General features: G+C 67.8%; 12 protein-coding genes and 1 pseudogene. 5 read left to right on the forward strand and 8 right to left on the reverse strand.

All coding sequences use genetic code 11. The features are described 5' to 3' along the window. The first annotated feature begins 40 nt into the window (after positions 1 to 40). From AC1D2H_RS05910 to AC1D2H_RS05920, 3 genes are read left to right on the forward strand one after another with little or no spacing between them, the layout of a single operon-like run. Positions 41 to 1,132 (forward strand): sensor histidine kinase, encoded by a 1,092-nt coding sequence (locus tag AC1D2H_RS05910; RefSeq protein ID WP_478010253.1) that lies wholly within the window; start codon positions 41 to 43, stop codon positions 1,130 to 1,132. After that, positions 1,129 to 1,872: a LytR/AlgR family response regulator transcription factor gene (locus tag AC1D2H_RS05915; RefSeq protein WP_477928910.1), complete on the forward strand. Its 744-nt coding sequence runs from the start codon at positions 1,129 to 1,131 to the stop codon at positions 1,870 to 1,872. The genes AC1D2H_RS05910 and AC1D2H_RS05915 overlap by 4 nt, the downstream gene beginning before the upstream one ends. Next, entirely contained in the window at positions 1,869 to 2,675 is an 807-nt protein-coding gene (locus AC1D2H_RS05920; RefSeq protein ID WP_478010254.1) for a head GIN domain-containing protein, read from the forward strand. Before AC1D2H_RS05915 ends, AC1D2H_RS05920 begins: the two co-directional genes overlap by 4 nt. Positions 2,676 to 2,728: 53 nt before the next feature. Here the strand turns inward: AC1D2H_RS05920 and AC1D2H_RS05925 are convergent, their stop codons facing one another. The 3 genes from AC1D2H_RS05925 to AC1D2H_RS05935 form a co-directional block, all read right to left on the reverse strand. Then, a complete protein-coding gene (locus AC1D2H_RS05925) occupies positions 2,729 to 4,039 on the reverse strand; it encodes a type II toxin-antitoxin system HipA family toxin (RefSeq protein ID WP_478010255.1) in 1,311 nt (436 codons plus the stop codon). Further along, the gene (locus tag AC1D2H_RS05930; protein WP_477928916.1) at positions 4,039 to 4,380 is read right to left on the reverse strand and encodes a helix-turn-helix domain-containing protein; all 342 of its coding nucleotides are present in this window, start codon (positions 4,378 to 4,380) and stop codon (positions 4,039 to 4,041) included. Before AC1D2H_RS05930 ends, AC1D2H_RS05925 begins: the two co-directional genes overlap by 1 nt. A 216-nt stretch (positions 4,381 to 4,596) precedes the next feature. Further along, positions 4,597 to 5,493, reverse strand: a complete 897-nt coding sequence (locus AC1D2H_RS05935; protein ID WP_478010256.1) for a PEP-CTERM sorting domain-containing protein — start codon at positions 5,491 to 5,493, stop codon at positions 4,597 to 4,599. 221 nt (positions 5,494 to 5,714) lie between these two features. Between AC1D2H_RS05935 and AC1D2H_RS05940 the strand changes: the two genes are divergently transcribed. Beyond that, a complete protein-coding gene (locus AC1D2H_RS05940) occupies positions 5,715 to 10,799 on the forward strand; it encodes an alpha-2-macroglobulin family protein (RefSeq protein WP_478010257.1) in 5,085 nt (1,694 codons plus the stop codon). Continuing rightward, positions 10,796 to 11,452, forward strand: a complete 657-nt coding sequence (locus AC1D2H_RS05945; protein ID WP_478010258.1) for a hypothetical protein — start codon at positions 10,796 to 10,798, stop codon at positions 11,450 to 11,452. The genes AC1D2H_RS05940 and AC1D2H_RS05945 overlap by 4 nt, the downstream gene beginning before the upstream one ends. A gap of 309 nt (positions 11,453 to 11,761) precedes the next feature. Here the strand turns inward: AC1D2H_RS05945 and AC1D2H_RS05950 are convergent, their stop codons facing one another. The 5 genes and pseudogenes from AC1D2H_RS05950 to AC1D2H_RS05970 form a co-directional block, all read right to left on the reverse strand. Further along, positions 11,762 to 12,304, reverse strand: a complete 543-nt coding sequence (locus tag AC1D2H_RS05950) for a PEP-CTERM sorting domain-containing protein (protein ID WP_477928923.1) — start codon at positions 12,302 to 12,304, stop codon at positions 11,762 to 11,764. A 167-nt stretch (positions 12,305 to 12,471) separates the two neighbouring features. Further along, positions 12,472 to 12,603 (reverse strand): annotated as a pseudogene (locus AC1D2H_RS05955) (PEPxxWA-CTERM sorting domain-containing protein); the annotation flags it as partial. Between the two features lie 977 nt (positions 12,604 to 13,580). After that, positions 13,581 to 14,561, reverse strand: coding sequence for a LysR family transcriptional regulator (locus AC1D2H_RS05960; protein ID WP_478010259.1), 981 nt, complete (start codon positions 14,559 to 14,561; stop codon positions 13,581 to 13,583). A gap of 10 nt (positions 14,562 to 14,571) precedes the next feature. Continuing rightward, positions 14,572 to 15,324 (reverse strand): FadR/GntR family transcriptional regulator, encoded by a 753-nt coding sequence (locus tag AC1D2H_RS05965; RefSeq protein ID WP_477928926.1) that lies wholly within the window; start codon positions 15,322 to 15,324, stop codon positions 14,572 to 14,574. 23 nt (positions 15,325 to 15,347) lie between these two features. Next, complete coding sequence (locus AC1D2H_RS05970; protein WP_478010260.1) at positions 15,348 to 17,243, reverse strand: glycoside hydrolase family 97 protein; 1,896 nt, start codon at positions 17,241 to 17,243, stop codon at positions 15,348 to 15,350. Positions 17,244 to 17,247: the final 4 nt, after the last annotated feature.

Here is a 17,247-nt window from a genome sequence, read left to right on the forward strand (position 1 = left end):
CACCCGCCGCCCGGCCGGCAGGCCTCCCTAAGATGAAGCCATGAACTCCCCGGGCCCCCGTCACAGCAACCGCCGCCTCTGGTTGGCGTATGCCGGCGCCTGCGCCCTGGCCTGGTGCATGTTCGTGCTGGCCGGCAGCGAGTTCGACCGCGGCCTGGATCCGTTCTGGCTGGCCGTCTACCAGGCCACCACCATGCTGTGGGCGCCGATGCTGCTGGGCATCGCCGTCTGGCCGGTGGCGCGCCGCCTGCATGGCACCGACGCCGGCCCGGCCGCGACCGCCCTGGCCCACGCGATGGCGGCGTTGTCGTTTTCGGCGCTGTGGCAGGCCGGCGAGTTCGCCGTCAATGCCGCCCTGTTCGGCACCGACCACGCCGGCGCCGTGCTGCTGGCGGGCATCCTGTGGCGCTCGGTGTGGGGCTTCGTGGTCTACGCCACCATCGCCACCGCTTTCACGGCCGTGCTGCAGTCGCGCGCGGCGCGCTCGGCGGCCGTGCATGCAGCCCAGGCCGAAAGCGCCCTGGCCAAGGCCGAGCTGTCGGCCATCAGCGGCAAGCTGAACCCGCATTTCCTGTTCAACACGCTGAACTCGCTGATCGCCCTGACCCGCAAGGACCCGGCCGCCGCCGAGGCCTCGCTGCTGAAGTTCTCGTCCATGCTGCGCTATGTGCTGGACACCAAGCGCGGCGCCGAGGACCGCGTGATGCTGTCCGACGAGATCGACTTCCTGCGCGACTACCTGGCGCTGGAAGCCCTGCGCTTGGGCCCCCGCCTGCGCGTGGACTGGGACCTGGAGGAACGCGTGATGGCCGACGAGCTGCCGCCGCTGACGCTGCAGCCGCTGGTGGAGAACTCCATCCTGCACGCCGTGGCCAACCGCAAGGGCGGCGGCAAGGTGACCATCACCGCGCGCCGCAATGCCCTCAACCATGGCCTGGACCTGGCCGTGGCCGACGACGGCCCGGGCTGCGAGCCCGAGGCCCTGGAACCCAAGCCCGGCCAGCGCCGCGGCGTCGGCCTGGCGGCGCTGAAGAAGCGCTTCGCGCTGGACTACGAAGGCAATGCGCGCCTGCGCATCCACACCGCTCCCGGCGCGGGATTTCGCGTCGACTTGTTTATCCCGCAGACATGAACACCACCACCGTTCTCATCGCCGAAGACGAACACCTGGCCGCCGAAGCCCTGGCCGACTGGGTCAAGGCCACGCCGGGCCTGCAGCTGGTGGCTGTCTGCGAGGACGGCGACGACGCGCTGGCACAGATCCGCGCGCTGAAGCCGGCGCTGGTGCTGACCGACATCCAGATGCCCGGCCTGACGGGCTTGCAGGTGGTGCAGGCCCTGCAGGGCGACGCCCACCAGCCGCGCATCATCTTCACGACGGCCTATGACCAGCATGCGCTGACGGCCTTCGAGCTGCATGCGGTGGACTATCTGCTCAAGCCCTTCTCGCGCGAGCGTTTCGACGAGGCCGTGGCCCATGTGCTGCGCGACGCCTCGCCCAGCCCCGCCGACGTGGCGCAGGCCCTGGGCGCTGCGCCCGACGCGCCGCTGACGCGCCTCTTGGTGCGCGACCAGGGCAAGATTTTCCCGCTGCAGGTGGACGCCATCGAGTGCCTGCGCTCCGACAACAAATACACCGCCATCACCAGCAAGGGCCGCAGCTTCCTGGTGCGCCTGCCCATCGCCGATTTCGAGACACGGCTGGACCCGGCCCGCTTCCTGCGCGTGCAGCGCGGCTGCATCGTGAACCTGGACTTCGTGGACAACATGACCCCGGACGAGAACTCCCAGCTCGTCGTGCAGCTGCGTGACGGCACGCGCATCACGGCGAACCGCGAGGTGTCCAAGATGTTGAGGGAGCAGTCGCTATGAGAACCTTGTTGCTGAGCCTGCTGCTCGCCGCCGGCCTGGCCCAGGCCCAGACGCCACCGCCAGCCCAGCCCGCCCCGCCGGCCAGCCCGGCGCCTGCGCCGCATGCGGCACCCGCGCCCCACCCGGCGCCCATGGCCCGGCCCGTGCCGCCGATGCCGCCCGAACCCGGCCGCGTCTATGCGCCGGGCGCCTTCGACCGGCTGGAKCTGGCCGGCGCCGCGCGCGTGGTCGTCGTGCAGGGCGACCGCGACCAATGCTTCATCGCTGGCGACGACGAGGTGCAGAAGAGCGTCGAGGTCGAACTGGCCGACCGCCAGCTCGTCATCCGCCCGAGCGGTGGCTGGAAGATCTGGCGCAGCGGCAAGCTCTTCGTGCAGGTGGAGATGCGCGAGCTGCGCCAGCTGTCCGTCTCCGGCGCCAGCGACGTACAGGCGCCCGGGCCGCTGCGCGCCGACCAGCTCAAGCTCAGCATCAGCGGCGCCGGCAATGTGCGGCTGGACCAGTTGCAGGCCAAGCAGCTCGTCTTCACCATCTCCGGCGCCGGCGACGGCCAGCTCGCCGGCCGCGTCGACGACCTGGCGCTGCAGATCTCCGGCAAGGGCAAGGTCATCGCCGACCGCCTGCAGGCCAAGAGCGCCCGCGTCAACGTCAGCGGCCTGGGCAATGTGGTGCTGTGGGTCACCGACGACCTGGGCGCCCACATCTCCGGCATCGGCTCGGTGGACTACTTCGGCAACCCGTCGGTGCAGCGCTCGGTGTCGGGCATGGGCTCGATCAGCGCGCGCGGCGAGCGGCGGAACTAGGTATCGACAAGCAGGCTCGGTGCTGCGAACACCGCGCCAGCCAGTGAGCTTTGCTACCGGATCGTTGATCGCCGAGACTTGGCCGCGGCCATCGGTTGCGACATGGCAATCAGTGCATCTGCCCTGTGCTCACTGTGAGCCGAGAAGGCGCCGGCCGTGACCTCGATGTCCGCGCCGGAAATGCCCGCGGCACGGGCAACGTCGCGCCACTGGTCGACCACGGTCGCCACCTCTTCGACGATGGCGCCTGCCTCGGCGTCCGTGAGTCGATAAAACGCAGCTGTCGACCGCACCGTGCTCATGCTCGGGCGGTTGTCGACATCGTCGATGTTGAGCACATGCTCCGCTTTGTCGACGTTCGGGTTGACATCGAAGGCAGGAGACAGCCTCCAGCCATCTTTGCCGAGCAGGAACCCGTGATTGCGCAGGTGATCGTCTCGATTGCCGACGGCGACATTGAAAGCCACTCGACGGAACAGCTGCTTGAGGTCGCTGGCGACGTATGCAGGGTCTCCACCGGCACTCAGGAATTGGGCGAGCTCAAGGTAGCTCGCGCCCTCACTCTGTTCCCGGCGGAGCAGTGTCATGGCGGACGCATAGAAATGTCGCTTGCCATTGGCGCGATCGAATCGCTGGACGCAGAAGGTATGGAACTCGCTGTTCAACCTGACCGCGCGGGCGGCTGGGACACTGACACCGGCCTTCTTGGCCATGGTGTGGACGGCTGCCTCCCAGGCGCCTATGTCTCGGTCATCGTCACGCGATGGGAATTTCCCGATCCAGAGCGAGCCGTCCTGCTCGACGAAGTTCGCTTTCGGCCTGGCCCCGCCCAATGAAGCGCCTGGCGCCACCAGCACGGCCAGCCACCGACGCAGCGCGTCAAGATCGTCGATGCGCTTGCTCGTCAGCAACGTGGCCACGGCCTCGAGCTCGCGCAGGTTGGTCACGGGGGGTGCGGCCATCTTTTCGGCGCCGAGGAATTCCTCGGTGCCCTCCAGGCGGAATCGCAGCCCGCCTTGACGCGTGAGGTCCTGAACGCCGATCAGGAAGTCCCAGGCATAGAGATTCCGGGGCATTCGGCCTTCGTCCTTCGCCTGCAGAGCTTCTCGTCGCTTCATGAGCGTTTGGCCCCAGCGGTCCGGGGACGAGTCCAGGAAGATGCCGAAGTTGCCCAGCTCTGGCTTCGGAAAGTAGGGCTGGTCGCCGAGGGACAAATCGGGATCGACCGAAAATGCCACCGGGTCCTTCAGCCAGTCTCGCTCATAGACGAAACGGACCTGGCCGCGATCGTGAGACAGCGTGCCTACACGCCGCGCGTCTTCAAGATCACAGTCGAGCCAGACCTCCAGGTTCGAGCCGCTCATCAAGAGCCTCTCGGCGAGGACGCTGGCATGGCGCCGTGCTTTCGAGCGGGTTTGGGCTCCAACGCCAAGTCCTGAAGCTTGCGGCCCACTTGGTCGTCGGCCGCGAGCGACTCGATGTCTTTCTCGAGGCCCAGTACGGCGAGCACCCTCAGATAGGTCCCAAGTGTCGCGCCGGGGTCGCCAGCCTCCACGTTGTAAAGGGAGGAGCGAGAAATTCCGGCCCGGAGCGCAACGGTCATGGAGCTGAGCTTGCGGCGCAGCCGCGCCAGGCGCAGCCGCTCACCAAGAGCAGCAAGAAGACGCTGCTCCTGGGGGAAAACGACCGGCGGTTTACTGGGCATCGGGACAGGTCACTCGACTCAAAATGTCCACCATTATGAACATTTCCTTCGTGTTTTGTCCAACATGGTGGATCAATCCGCTCCGCTCTCTTCAAGCGTCGGGCGTGACCATCAAGCGGCCTGCTGCAGCGCCTACCGTTCCAGGCTGCTTGTCAGGATCTGCAAGAGCTGGGCATCGAGTACCGCACCAGGCTCCCTTCAGGCGTGCAAATGCGCCTATTGCGGGTGGGATCGGGCGAGCGAACGGTATCGCCAGGCGGCCAGCAGGCCACCCAGGGACATCAGCCACAACGAGGACGGCTCCGGCACCGGCGCGAAGGACTGGGCCCAGTTCAGCCCCGAGGGCGAAGTGACGGCGAAGAGGGACATGTCCGCCGGCACGTACACACCGCTGGCGTCCAGCACCGAGATCGCCGAGATGCCGTTCCAGTACGAAGAGTGGCCGAAATCAGCAGTGACCGAGGCTGCTTCGCTGGTGCTGCATTGCACGTCGCTCAAGCAGTCGATCTTGCCCGCAGACAGCGTCAGCCGCTCCGTGATGGTGAAGGGCGTGCCCAGCGTGATGGTGACTTTGATGTTGTGGATGCCCGAGTAGTACAGCGGGCCGCCGGCCACGGCGCTCACGTTGTCGACCGGGAACCCGCCCGGGAATGCCGGGTCGGAGTGGGCGCCCCAGCTGCCGAGGAAACCGGCTCCGTTGAAAGAGAAGTTCACCGAGGAATAGCCGCCCCCGGTCGGGTCGATCATGCCTTGCAGCGTGACACCCATGGTGACGCGCGCCTGGGTGCCGTTGAGCCCGGCCGAGCTGATCGTGAGGGTCTCCCCGTACACGCCTTCGGCAAAGGCGGTGCCCAGGTGGTTGCCGGCGCCGCCGAAGCTGGAGGCGTAGAGCTTGATGACACCCAGGGCCACCGAGGCATCAGCCGTGCCGCCGGCGCCGTTGCCGCTGGCCGATGAAGAGGAGCTGAACGTGCCGCTGTCGAAATCGTTCACGGGCGGGTCGAATTGCGTGCCAAGCGCGCTGGCCGACGTCCTGGCGACGGTCGTGCCTGCGCAGGCTGCGAAGGCGCAGCCGAGGGCGGTCAGGCCCACCAGGAGATGCCGGAGATTCATGGAGCCACTCCTCGAGACTGCCCGGCACATCCGGGCCCGAGGCTTTTCTACGCTTGCGTCGCAGGGCGGGCAATAGATGCGGCGCCGTCCCCCCTAGGACGGCGAGCTACCTATTGATGACGAAACGCGGCACCCCTGGGTGCAGCGCTCGAGAAGAAACCTTCCGTGGACAGTCGCTGATCGCTGCCTAAACTCCCCGTCAAATTGCAGGGAGGATCTCCATGGTTGCGTGGAAGAAGGCCGTCATGGCCCTGGTGGGGGCGGGCGCGGTGGTGGGCGCGGGCTGGTGGGTGGCGCAGAAGCAGTCCGGGCCCGGTTTGCCCAGCACTGCCGAAGTCGGCGCGGAGGAGACGGCCTTTGCCTTCACCGAATGCAAGGCGCGGCTCTTCGACGGCTCGCCGGCCATTGCCGTCATGTTCACGCAGGCGCTGGACCGCAAGCAAGACTTCGACAAGCTGGTGAGCGCCCAGGAGGGCGACGCGCCCAAGGTCCAGGGCAGCACCAAGACCTTCCCGCTGGAGAACACGCTCAAGCCCGTCGACGCGCGCTGGGTGCTGGGCGACAACCCGCGGGTGCTCTACCTGCCCTTCGTCAAGCCGGACCGCAGCTACCGCATCGCCATGAAGGCCGAGCTGGCCGCGAAGTCCGGCGCCAAGCTGGCCACGCCCCAGCATTGCTTCGAGGCCAGCGAGGCCATGCCCGACAGCTACTACTTCGCCAGCAAGGGCCTGGTGCTGCCGGCCGGCCAGAACGGCGGCCTGCCGGTCGTGACCATCAACACGCCCGAAGTGGATGTGCAGTTCCTGCGCATCAAGCCGGCCTCGCTGCCGGCCTTCCTGGAGCAGGTGAGCGGCCGGCGCGAGCRCAGCGCCAACACCTACGAGGAGGACGGCGAGGGCGGCTACTACTACGACGGCTATGGCGACAACCAGCGCCGCCTCAAGGGCACCGTGGGCGGCTGGCAGCTGGACCGCCTGCGCGCCATGTCCGACAGCGTCTACCTCGGGCGCTTCACGACCGATGCGCGGCCGAATCGCCGCAACGTCAGCTTCCTGCCCGTGGAGGGCATCAAGGAGCTGCAGGAGCCCGGCATCTACGTGGCCATCATGAACCAGCCCGGTCGCTTCGGCTGGGACTTCCAGGTCACGCACTACTACGTCACCGACATCGGCCTGCACCTGCGCCGCCATGCCGCCCAGCTGGACGTGTTCACCACCTCGCTGAAGAGCGGCGGCGCGCTGTCGGGCGTCGAGCTCAGCCTCGTCGACGAGGCCGGCAAGGCCCTGGCCCAGGCGCAGACCGACAGCGAGGGGCATGCCGTCTTCACCGGCAGCAGCGACAAGGCCCGTGCCGTGCTCGCGCGCCGCGGCGGCGGCAAGGAGATGTCCGTGCTGTCGCTGAACGACGCGGCCCTGGACCTGAGCGAGTTCGACGCCACCGGCCACCCCTCGCGCAGCAACAAGCTCTTCGCCTATGCCGGGCGCGACCTGTATCGGCCGGCCGAGAGCTTCCAGGTCTCGGTGCTGGCGCGCGACGCCGACGGCAAGCCGTTGGCCAAGCCCCTGCCCATCACGCTGACCGTCAAGAAGCCGGACGGCAGCAAGCTCGCCGAGCAGCTGCTGCAGCCGGGCAAGACTGGTTCGGGCTATTACCAGCACACCATCACGCTGCCGGCTGACGCGCCCACCGGTGGCTGGACGCTGCAGGCCCGCGTCGACCCCGGCGCCAAGCAGCCCGATGCGCAATGGGCCTTCAAGGTCGAGGAGTTCCTGCCCGAGCGCATGAAGCTCAAGCTGACGGCGTCGGAGGCGACGCTGCTGGGCGAGGTCAGCCTGCCCGTGCAGGTGCAGGGCGACTACCTCTACGGCGCGCCCGCCGCCGGCAACCGGCTGCAGGCCACGGTCGCCACCGAGCGCGTGACCAACCCGCTGGGCCAGAAGCTGCCCGGCTTCATCTTCGGCGACTTCGACGACGACAAGGCGCGCTCGCGCCAGGACGTGGCCGACGTGGAACTGGACGCCGAGGGCAAGACCGAGGTCGCGCTGACGGCCAATCTGGCCGAGCGCAGCTCGCCGATGCGCGTGCGCGGCTCCTTCAGCCTGCTCGAGTCCGGCGGCCGGCCGGTGGTGCGCAGCCTGGAGCGCACCTGGTGGCCGGCCGCGGCCCTGGTTGGCGTGCGCCCCCTGTTCGACCGCAATGTGGCACCCGAGGGCGGCCTGGCCGGCTTCGAGGTGGTGCGGGTGGATTCGAGCGGCGCCTTCAAGCCCGCCAAGGACCTGAAGCTGACGCTGACCTACGAGGAGCGCCGCTGGTACTGGCGCTACGACGATGGCCGCGGCTGGAATTCCGGCTTCAACAGCACCGACGAACTCGTCGAGGCGCGCACGCTGAAGCTGGCCGCCAAGACCACCGTCAACCTGCCCGTGCGCTGGGGCCGCTACCGCCTGGAGATCGAAGACCCCGAGACCCAGCAGACGCTGCGCTATGCCTTCTACGCCGGCTACGGCGCCCAGGACGCCGACGACATCGGCAACCGCCCCGACCGCGTGCAGCTCAAGCTGCAGGGCGCGCCCTTCAAGCCGGGCGATGTGGCCAAGCTGGCCATCAAGCCGCCGCACGATGGCGAGGCCATCGTCACCGTCGAAGGCGACCGCGTGCTGTGGACCAAGCGCGTCAGCGTGAAGGCCAGCGGCACGGACGTGGAGATCCCCATCTCGGCCGACGCCAACTGGAGCCGCCACGACCTCTATGTGACCGTCGCCGCCTTCCGCCCCGGCAGCCAGGGCGACAAGGTGACGCCGGCGCGGGCCCTGGGCCTGGTGCACCTGCCGCTCAACCGCGAGGACCGCAAACCCAAGCTGGCGCTGAGCTTGCCAGCCAAGGTGCTGCCGTCCACGCCGCTGCCCGTCAGCGTCAAGGTGCCTCAACTCGCCGGCAAGGCGGCCATCGTCACCGTCAGTGCGGTGGACGTCGGCATTCTCAACATCACCAACTTCAAGACGCCCGACCCGCAGGACTTCTTCTTCGGCAAGCACCGCTATGGCGCCGACATGCTGGACCTTTACGGCCGCCTCATCGAGAAGATGGAAGGCAACGTGGCCAAGCAGCGCTTCGGTGGCGACGCCAGCAAGCGCGACACCCAGTCCATGCCGCGCAAGGTGTTGCTGGTGGACCTCTTCAGCGGCCCCGTGCAGTTGGACGCCAAGGGCGAGGCGACGGTCAACCTGAAGCTGCCCGACTTCAACGGCACGCTGCGCGTGATGGCCGTCGTGTCCAGCGCCGACAGCTATGCATCCGCTCAGGCCGAGACCGTGGTGGCCGCGCCGCTGGTGGCCGAGCTCAACATGCCCCGCTTCGTGTCGCCCGGCGACAAGGCCACGATCGCGCTGGACGTGACCAACCTCAGCGGGGCGCCCCAGGAGGTCAAGGTGGCCGTGTCTGCCAGCGGGCCGCTGAAGATCAGCGGCGGCGCCGAGGTGATCAAGCTGGCCGACAAGCAGCGCCAGATCCTCAAGTTCCAGGCCGAGGCGCTGGACGCGTCCGGCCTGGCACCCATCCAGGTCAAGGTGACGGCGGGGCCGCTGAGCATCACCCGCGAGGCGGCGCTGCAGGTGCAACCCGTGACGCCGCTGGTGCGCGAGAGCCGCCGCATCCGCCTGGAGCCCGGCGCCACGCAGGCGCTGGACAAGGCCCTGCTGGATGCCTTCTGGGCCGGCTCGGCCAGCGTGGCGCTGAACGTCTCCAACACGCCGCCCATCGACATCAAGGAGCAGGTCAAGGGCCTGTTGATGTACCCCTATGGCTGCCTGGAGCAGACGACGTCCAGCGCCTACCCGCTGGTCTTCATCGACGACGAGGCCGCCAAGCGCTGGGGCATGACGCCGGTGCCGCGCGAGGAACGCGCCAAGCGGCTGGAGGGCGCCTTCGCGCGCCTGGCCGGCATGCAGCAGCCCAAGGGCGGCTACGGCCTGTGGGAGGCCAGCAGCCCCTACGAGGCCTGGCTGTCGTCCTATGTGACCGGCTTCCTGCAGGACTCGCGCGATGCGGGCTTCAACGTGCCCGAGGCCATGCTCAAGCGCTCGCTGGACAACCTGCTCGAGCAGTTCCAGCGCAGCCCCGGCCAGCAGACCACGCCGGCCAAGGACATCCGCCGCGACGACAAGGGCCGCGTGGCGGACTGGCGCGACGCCGAGGTCCTGCGCATGGCCCACCAGCGCTTTGCCGAGGCCGCCCACGCCGGCTACATCCTGGCGCGCGAGCAGAAGGCGCCGCTGGCCACGCTGCGCACCCTGCACGACCAGTACCGCAGCCATGCGCTGTCGCCGCTGCCGCTGGTGCACCTGGGCCTGGCGCTGAAGCTGATGGGCGACGAGGGCCGCGCCAAGATGGCCCTGGACGACGCCATGGCCCGCAGCTACGGCTACCAGCCCGACGACCCCGGCAACTACTGGTGGAGCCAATGGCTGGGCGACTACGGCTCACGCGTGCGCGACCGTGCCCTGGCCTATGCGCTGCTGCTGCGCCACAAGGTCGCGCACGAGCGGCGCGAGAACCTGCTGTTCGACCTGTCCGACGACTTCAGCCGCCGCAACTACTACTCGACGCAGGAGCGCCTGGCCCTCTTCCTGGCCGTGCAGGCCGCCACCAATGGCGCGGGCAAGGACGACGCCTGGAAGGCCTCGCTGAGTGTGGGCGCGAAGGCCGATGCGTGGACGGGCACCGGCACGGGCCAGCAGAGCTTCGAGCTGGCCCAGCTCAAGTCCGGCATCGCGCTGAAGAACGACGGTGCCGCGCCGCTCTACCTGGACGTGACGGCCCAGGGCTACCCGGTGAAGCCACTGCCGCCGACGAGCGACCGCATCGCCGTCGAACGGGCCATGTTCACCACCGAGGGCAAGCCGGTGACGGCGCGCCAGTTCACCACCGGCGAGATGTTCATCGTGCGCCTGCGCGTGAAGGCCCCGCAGTCCATCAAGGACGGCCTGGTGGTGGACCGCATCCCGGCCGGCTTCGAGATCGAGAACCTCAACCTGAGCCAGGGCCCCAAGGCCGGCGAGTTCACGGTGGACGGCGTCAACATCGCTCAGGCCAATGCGAACGAGCGCATCGTGCATACCGAGTACCGCGACGACCGCTTCGTCGCGGCCGCGTCGCTGGGCCAGCAGCTGGAGCTGTTCTATCTGGTGCGCGCGGTGACGCCGGGCAAGTACGTGGTGCCGGCGACGTTTGCGGAGGATATGTACCGGCCGGAGGTGAGGGGCATCGGCAAAGCCGAAGGGGAGATCACGGTGGTGGACAAGAAGTGAAACCCGGAGCGATTGCGTTTGGTATCGGGATGGTGGCCGCCCTGTCGGCGCATGCCGCGGAATCGGTCGAGCAACAACTGGATCGGCTTATCAGCAAACACGCCGGCGAACCCACGTCGGTGGCAACGCCCATGCCCACGAATGCTCAACCCGTCACCTTCGCCAACCCGGCCGCGATAGCGGCAGCTGATGCTGTGCAAGAGGCCAAGGGCCTTTGTGATTCACAGGGCGGCAAGGCGGTGAGCAGCCGCATCGTCAAGAGCGGTTCGGTCAAGTTCATCCAAAGCGTCAGATGCGCTCAGGGCGAGGACGTGCTTTGGCACCTGGACTTTGAGGGGCCCAAGGTTGCCCTCGGACGAGCTTCGGGCAGAGAACTTGTCCAGGATGTCAGCTTGTCCATCAAGCGGCTGATGCCGACTGACCCACCGCAAGCCCCGGTCTTGCTCTGGTCCGGCGTGCAAAAGCCGGAAGGGGAAACGGATGCGAAGACTGTTGACGCGGGTCTTGATCGCCAAGTGGGATTTCGGTACGCCTGGAGATTCAAGTCTCAATTGATCAAGCAGCTGGAACTGGTCTGGCGGCCCGTCAACTCCGGCTTGCGTAGCGAAGACGCGGCAGGCCGAGTTCCGCAAGACCCTTGCGCATCGCGCTGATTGCGTGGAGCCTCGCGTTTGCAGCGCTACATGGACCTTCGACGCGCCTGGAGAGCAGGAACCTGGCTTGTGGAATCTCGGCTTGGTGGCCGACGGCGTGCCCATCGTCTCGACCGTCTTTTTCGTGCGGCAGCGATGACATCGCTCGCCGGTTCAGTTGCGCCGACTCCGCTGCTGGAAACCGAGTGGGTCAGCGCAGCCGCTACCAGTTCGATTCTGAGCTTGGACGTCGGCGCAGCAAAGCAGCCGCGTGGCGAGCTGCTGGCCTGAGCTCGCGCGACTGCAGCGGCCCTGGCAACCCTCCCGCGATCAGGCCTTGCGCCGGCGCACTCCGAGAGCCAGCAGCCCCAAAGTCAGCAGCGCGATGGACGACGGCTCGGGAAGCGCGTGCACGGTGAAGCTGATGCGGTTGCTGTCTGCCGGGCGCGTGGCGCCGAGATTGGTCACCGCGCAGCCGGTCGTGTCGCCTGGCAAACCGAGGCAGTCTGAAAAACCGTTGTACAGCTCAACCGTGCCTGCGGTGTCCAGACGAACCGTCCACAGCGCAAGGTGGGGATTCGTCCCCAGCGGGTTGTTCCATCCGGCCAGGCCCACGCCGGAAAATATGTCGAAAAGCGATGCCGTCGCGAACAGGTGGACGGCGGGAAACACTGTCAGATATTCGGTCGGGTCCACGTCGCTGCTGCCAACCGAGTAGAACTGCAGGGTGTCGCCGACATGCACGTTCGACAGATCGGTGGCGGCGGTTGGCGCCAGCGTCACCACCAGGCCCGCCCGTGACGGACCGGAGAACGTGAGCAGGATCAGGAGCGTTGCGATGAATGCCAACGAGCGGTGCGCGATCGATTTCATAGACAGGCTCCTGTTTGAGTGATCGGCATTAGCAACGTTCGTGCCCCGGGCGTTTAGTTCATCTGGAACAACGACATAACCGAATTACTGAGAGGCGACTCGATCGATATGTAAGAAGACTCGACATGGCCGCAGGGTCTGTCGGTGGCACGAACCCTGGGGCGCGTTCAACCGCGGCGACGCTTCATCCAGCCGATCAAGCCCAGGCCGCCCAGCATCAGCGCATAGCTCCCAGGTTCCGGCACCGCGGACACGGCACGGCCGTAGTCGAAGCCCGACTCGCTGGTGAACGACAGCGTGCCGAGGTAAGGGCTGCCGTCTTGCAGGGTCACGCCCGCCAAGCCTTTCCACTCCAGTGTGTTGCCGAAGTCAGCAATGGCGTTCATGGCGCCATTGCCAACCTGAATGCCGGCGTTGGCCTCGGCGAGCATCGACAGGCTGAAGGTCGTCCCGACCGGACCTGGATTCAGCCCGACCACCAACGAGAACTCGCTGAAGCCCAGGCCCGTTTCGGTATGGACGATGCTGATCAGGAAGGGGTTGCGGCTGACGATGGTCTTCTGTTCGGCCACGCTGCCCGAGCTTGCCAGCGAGACGTTCGGCCCGGACAGGTTGATCGCCCAGCTCGCCGTGGCACCGGCGCCGCCAAAACCCAGGCCGGCGTTCGGGTCGGTGTTGGACGCCGTCACGGCGCCGCCGGCATGCAGTGCGAACACCATCTGGATGGGATCGTTGCCCGTCGCGCTGACGGTGAAGCTGTCGCTCAGCGACGCGGTGGCGGTGGTGGAGACGCTGGTGGGTGCGCCCGGGTTCCCACGCCCATTGCTGAAGGCACTGGCGAAAGTGGAGATCTTGCCGTTGCCTGCGGTGGCGCTGCCCGACGTGGTGGCGGGCGCCTTGGTGTAGTCGCCGGCGGCCGCGCGCAACCGGTCGTTGCCGACACCGGCGAAATGCTGGGTGTTGGGCGTCGCGTTGTCGCCGACCTGCCGAATGGTGACCGAGGCGGCGGTCGTTGCGGCGAAGCCGAGATTGGAAAGAACCAGCAACGCCCCACCGACGACAGCCCGCCGGAGCGGACCGACCGGTTGAGTGCGTGACTTCAGCGGGCTCTGGGTTGAGGTTGGTGCGGTCAACGTCTTCTCCATCGAGATGAGAGGCCGCGCCTGCAATGGGGCGCGGTTCGTTGCCGGCCCGGTCGATGACCCGAGGCGTGTGGCGGCAATGCGGCRCATCTTGCGCACGCAGCGTCTCCGCACCGTCTCCGTGGGTCAGTGGCTCAGTAGAGGTCCCGCGCCGCCGACCTCACCTCATGCAGCAGCTGCCGCGCGCCCGGTGACATCAGATGCCCCTCGCGGGTGATGATGCCGAAGGCGTCCATATGGCAGGGCAGGTCGATGGGCAGGATGGCCAGCACGTTCAGCGACGCGTAGTAGCGCGCCACCTCGACCGGCATCACATGCAGGGAGTCGGTCTGCTGCAGCAGCGCCGTGATGAGCAGCAGGGCCGTGGTGTCGACGTTGTTGGACGGCGGCTCCAGCGCGGCGCGGCGGAACATCAGCTCCCAGCGGTGGCGCAGCACGCTGCCCGTGGGCGGCAATATCCAGGGCTGGTCGGCCAGGTCGGCGAGCTTGAGGTTGTCTTCCTTCAAGAGCGGGTGGCCGACGCGCGCGACGGCGCAGGCGGGCTCGACGGTGAGCTCCTCGTAGTGCAGGCCGGCAGCGTTTTCCTCTTCGACGATGCGGCCGATCATGAAGTCGAGCTTGCCGCGTTGCAGCATGTCCAGCAGCTGCTTGCTGCTCTCCATGTGCACGCCGATGCGCAGGCGGGGCGCCAGCAGCTTGATGCGCGAGATGGCACGCGGCAGCAGGCCCATGGCGGGGGTCATGATGACGCCGACCTCGACCTGGCCCGCCAGGCCGTTCTTCAGCGACACGATGTCGTCGTGGGCGGCCGACAGCGACGTCAACGCCATGCGCGCGTGGCGGATCATGGTCTCGCCGTAGAGCGTGGGCTCCATGCCGCGCGGGTGGCGCTCGAAGAGCTTCACGTCCAGCATGTCCTCCAGGTCCTTGAGCTGCTTGGACGCGGCCGGTTGCGTCATGCAGAGGACCTCGGCGGCGCGGTGAATGTTGCGCTCGTCGTCGAGCGCGATCAGCAGCAGCAGCTGGCGCGTCTTCAGGCGCGCGCGCAGGAACCAGTTGGGGTTGGGGCTGGCGTCGGTCAGGCCGGTGGCGTCATCGTCGTCGTCGCGGGCCATGGTGGCTTTCTTAAGCAAGGTTCACCCGGCCGTCGTTGGCGAGGACGCTGTTGATGTCGTCGCCGGTCTCGTCCAGTTGCACCAGCGTGGCCTGGCGGGCGCCGAGCGGGTCGCGGGCCTGCAGCGCGGTCAGGATGGCCTTGTGGCGCGGCAGCGAGAGCTCGTGCGTGTTGGGCAGTTGGCTGGACAGGATGATGGACTCGCGCAGCGCCAGCGACAGCATGTTGCCGATATAGGCCAGCAGGTCGTTGCCGGTGGCCTCGGCGATGCGGCGGTGGAAGGCCAGGTCGGGCTCCAGCAGCTCGGCCGTGGTCGTGGCGGCCGCCATGCCTTCGTAGGCGGTGGCGATGCCCGCCAATTGCTCATCGGTCGCGGCACGCGCGGCCAGCGCGGCGGCGGCGGGCTCGAAGATCTGGCGCACTTCCAGCAGGGTCTGCACGAAATCGCGCTGCGGGCGGGACTGGATGAGCCAGTACAGCACGTCGGGGTCCAGCAGATGCCACTCGTTGCGCGGCCGCACGATGGCGCCGGCGCGCTGGCGCGACACCACCAAGCCCTTGGCGACGAGCACGCGCACGGCCTCGCGCAGCACGGGGCGGCTGATCTCGTAGCGCTCCAGCAGCTGGGCTTCGGGCGGCAGCTTGTCGCCGGGCTGCAGTTCGCCGCCGACGATGGCCAGGCCCAGCTCGCTGACGATACGGCCGTGCTGGCTCTTGCCCTCGGGCTGGGCGCTGTAGGTGGAGTGGTCCGCTCGGGTTCGCATGGGCGGCAGGCTACCAAAAGCTTTCATCGAAAGCGCGCGACAAATCCGCCGTGGGGCGCCAACGTCACGGTGGCGGCCGGTGCGGCGAGCAGGCTTGAAGCGAATTCACGCTCGCCTGAGCCGTCGGTGATGAGCTGGCCGCGGCGCTGGCCCAACCACGCGAGGTCGAGCTTGATCTCGCGCGGCGCGTCATCGGCGTTCAGGCCGGCGACGAACCACTGCTTGCCGGCGCGGCGGGCCAGCACGACGTATTTGCCCGGCTCGCCGTCGAGGAAGCGCACCTCGTCCCAATGCCGCGGCAGCTCGCGCAGCAGGCCCTTCACGTAGGCGGGCACGGTGGCCATGCCCTCGGGCGTCTCGGCGTAATGCTGGATGCCGGAAAGGAACAGCACCGCCTCGGCCAGCTCGAAACCGTTGCGCGTGGCGCGCTTGATGTTGGGGATGTCGCCAAACACCATGGGCGTGAAGTCCATGGGGTCGAAGAGGTTGCGCGTGAACGGCAGCATGGCCGCGTGACGGGCGACCTTGTCCTGGTCGTCCTGCGAGAAGGTGGCGAACTCGAAGCCCTTCACCGCTTCGGCCGTCATCAGGTTGGGGTAGGTGCGCGCCCAGCCCCGCGGCAGCGTCGCGCCGTGGAAGTTCAGCAGCAGGCCGGCCGCGGCAGTCTCCTTCAGCAGGTCCACGTAATAGGCCTGCATGGAGGCGCCGTCGCCGCCGAAGAAGTCGACCTTCAGCCCTTTGATGCCGATGGCCTTCATGCGGGCGAATTCCCTGGCGCGAGCGGCCTTGGTCAGCAGCGCGCTCTTGGGGCTGTATTCGGTGTCGTTCCAGGCGCCCGAGGAGTTGTACCAAGCCAGGATGCCGACGCCCTTGATCTGGGCGTAGTCGGCCAGCTCCTTCATCTTGGCGTCGCCGATCTTGCGGTCCCAGTCGGCGTCGACCAGCGTGTAGGGCCAGTGCATGTCGGCCGCGTAGTCGACGAAGCGCTTCTGCACGTCGAAGACGGTGGCGTCATCCTTCAGCAGCGCCCAGCTCCAGGAGGCCGGACCGGGTTTGAGCTTGGCCTTGTCGAAGGCGACGGCGGGTGCTGCGAGGTCGGTACCCAGGGTCGACTCCATGACGGTCTTCAGCGGGCCGATGGCCAGCACGCGCCAAGGGGTCACGAGCGGGCCGTTCACGTCCGCCAGCAGGTGGCCATTCGTGTTGACCTCGCTCGCCTCGGGCAGGCCGATGCGGTAGCTGCCGCCGGTGGAGTCGCTCGCCAGGCGTGAGGCGTGAAAGCGCCCGTCCATGCCGGCTTCGGTCAGCGCCACCCAGTTGCCGCCGCTGCGGAACAACGCCGGGAAGACCCAGCCCGCGTGCGAGGGCGCTGCGGTGCCGACGCGGATGTCGGTCTGGTAGTGCTCTTCGTAGGAAGGGTTGACGCGTTTCCAGCCGGTCTTGGCGACAGACATGGGTTGCAGCCAGGCGCGAGCCTCGTTGGGGAAGGCAAAGCTGGTCAGCTCATCCTTGAAGGTCTTCTGGCCCGCGCCGTCGACCGTGTAGCGCAGCGCCAGGCCGTCGTTGGAGGCGCGCAGCGTCAGGGTGAGCTTATGGCCGGCCGCATTGGCAACGGTGAAGCGCTGCTCGTTGGCGCGGTAGTCCACGCTGCTCTTTTTGCCCGCGGCCAGCGCGTATTGCTCGCGATGAGTCTTCACGGGCGATGTGGCGACGAGCTTGAGACCGCTGGCGAAATCACCCTGTTCCAGCACGAGACCCAGGCGCGAGGCCAGCAGCACGGGCTGGCCGGCGCGCTGCACCGTGTAGACGAGTTGCTGATCGGCGTTGACCGACACGTCGACCTGGAGCTGGCCGTCGGGGCTGCTCAGGGCCTGAGCCAGAGCGGGGATGGCGAGCAGGAGCGAGGCGATGAGTTTCATGGCG

The sequence above is a fragment of the Roseateles sp. P1_C1_2 genome (assembly GCF_056406535.1).